The organism is Microbacterium sp. (assembly GCF_041909575.1).
In the GTDB taxonomy this organism is placed as follows: domain Bacteria; phylum Actinomycetota; class Actinomycetes; order Actinomycetales; family Microbacteriaceae; genus Microbacterium.
Map to the genome: position 1 here is coordinate 1 of NZ_JAYRDE010000055.1, position 2,226 is coordinate 2,226.

Annotated in this window: 3 protein-coding genes; all 3 read right to left on the minus strand. The window is 73.7% G+C overall.

Going from position 1 to position 2,226, the window contains the following annotated elements:
* A partial coding sequence (locus ACE3O1_RS09200) for an aminotransferase class V-fold PLP-dependent enzyme (RefSeq protein WP_374314734.1) occupies positions 1-198 on the minus strand: 198 nt, incomplete at its 3' end.
* A gap of 10 nt (positions 199-208) precedes the next feature.
* The gene (gene nadC, locus ACE3O1_RS09205; protein WP_374314717.1) at positions 209-1,081 is read right to left on the minus strand and encodes a carboxylating nicotinate-nucleotide diphosphorylase; all 873 of its coding nucleotides are present in this window, start codon (positions 1,079-1,081) and stop codon (positions 209-211) included.
* Positions 1,075-2,226, minus strand: a 1,152-nt coding sequence (locus ACE3O1_RS09210) for an L-aspartate oxidase (protein ID WP_374314718.1), incomplete at its 5' end; no start/stop codon positions are given. The genes nadC and ACE3O1_RS09210, both read right to left, overlap by 7 nt.

Below are 2,226 nucleotides of genomic sequence, written 5' to 3' on the forward strand. Positions count from 1 at the left end.
CGTGAACACCACGTCGCTCGCCCGCATGCCGAGCACGCGGGCGACGCGTGCGCGGGCGTCGGCCAGGGCGCCCGCGGCATCCTCTCCGACGGTGTGGTGGCTCGAGGGATTCCCGAACCGTCGCGTGAGGTAGGGCATCATCGCCTCGAGCACCTCAGGGCGCACCGGGGTGGTCGCGGCGTTGTCGAGGTAGAGCATCGTCATCGGCTCAGGAGGCGTCGATGCGAACGTCGAGGCCGAGGTCGAGCGCCCGCGCCGAGTGCGTGAGCGCCCCCACCGAGATCACGTCGACGCCGGTCTCGGCGATTGCGCGGACGGTTTCGAGCGAGACCCCGCCGGATGCCTCGACCGTCGCACGACCCGCGACGACCTTCACGCCGGAGCGCAGGTCGTCGAGCGAGAAGTTGTCGAGCATGATCGTGCCGACGCCCGCGGCCAGCACCGGCTCGATCTGCTCGAGCCGGTCCACCTCGACCTCGAGGTGGGCGGTGTGGGGGAGCCGGTCCTTGGCCGCGCGGAGGGCCGCGGTCACCGATGCCCCCCACGCCCCGGGCGCGGTGCGCGTGAGCACGGCGAGGTGGTTGTCCTTGGCCATGACGGCGTCCGACAGCGACCAGCGATGGTTGCGGCCGCCGCCGTCGCGCACGGCCTTGCGCTCGAACGCCCGCAGTCCCGGCGTGGTCTTGCGCGTATCGGCGATGCGGGCCTTCGTGTGGGCGACCTCGGCGACGTAGCGCCCGGTGAGCGTGGCCGTTCCCGACATCCGCTGCACGAAGTTCAGTCCGACGCGCTCCGCCGTGAGCACGCCCCGCGCGGGGCCGTTGACGACGGCGAGCACGGCACCGGGCTCGAACCACTCGCCGTCCTCGACGACGAGCTCCACCTCGATGCGGGGATCGGTCAGCCGGAAGGCGGCCGCGAACACCTCGCCGCCGCTGAAGACGCCGGCCTCGCGGGCGACGAGATCGGCGCGCGCCTGCGCGGTCTCGACGATGAGGTACTCGCTCGTGAGGTCGCCCCACGGAGCATCCTCTTCGAGCGCCGCCGCGACGGTCCGGTCGATCGTGGCACGGGTCAGCATGCGAGAGCCTCCTCGCCGTCCGTTCGAGCGGCTGCAGAACTCCACGGATCAGATCCCGATCGGGCCTTCGAAGGGGGCGCGGACTCGGCTGGCGGCGAAATGCGTGGAGTTCTGCCGATGGACTCGTCCGATCGGAAGTGCGCGCCGACAGACTCGCGCCGGGCTCGGGCCGCGGCGACGAGCGCTGTGGCGAGGAGGAGGAGATTCTCGTCCTCGTGCTCGGCCTCGGTGCGTGGCGCGCGAGTGCCGCCGCGCCACGCCGCGAGAACAGCGCCGGCGCGCGCAAGACCCGACTCGTCGCGCACGAGCCCGGCGTCGTTCCACATGAGCTCCTGCAGTGCCCGGCGGGAGAAGGCGGGGGCGTTCACGGCGGCCACCGGTTCTGCCGGCGTGGCAGCCGCAGCGGCGGAGGGCGCGGGCCAGATTCCGGATGCCGCGTCCCCGGCGATCGCGTCGCCCGCGCGGGCGCCGAACACGGCCCCCTCCAGCAGCGAGTTCGAGGCGAGGCGGTTCGCGCCGTGCACGCCGGTGCGCGCGACCTCGCCGACGGCGTAGAGCCCGGGGAGCGTCGTCCGTCCGAGCAGATCCGTCGTCACCCCGCCCATGAGATAGTGCGCGGCGGGGGTCACCGGAATGGGCTCGCGCGCCCAGTCCAGTCCGCGATCGCGCACCGCACGGTCGATCGTCGGGAACCGGCGCGCCAGGAACGCGGCGCGCTTCCCGTCGTCCTCGCCCGCGAGATGCGTGGCATCGAGGAAGACCGGTCGGCCGTCCTGCTGCTCCATGCGGTCGGCGATCGCGCGCGCCACGACATCGCGAGGCGCGAGCTCCCCGTCGGGGTGCACGTCGAGCACGAAGCGGCGGCCGTCCTCGTCGATGAGGGTCGCCCCCTCGCCGCGCACCGCCTCCGAGACGAGGAAGGCGTCGCGCGCCGCCGGCTCCGCCGCATCCTGGCGCCCGGGGAGCACGGTGGGGTGGAACTGGAAGAACTCCAGGTCGCGCACGTCCGCGCCCGCGCGGAGCGCAGCGGCGATCCCGTCGCCGGTGGCCACGGCCGGGTTCGTCGAGTGCGCGTACAGCTCGCCCGCGCCGCCGGTCGCCAGCACCACGGCATCGGCGTCGAGGACCTCGCGCACCCCGGCGAC

Coding starts and splice junctions, on each gene's coding strand:
- nadC (WP_374314717.1), bottom strand. CDS start 1,081: ATGCTGACCCGTGCCACGATCGACCGGACCGTCGCGGCGGCGCTCGAA.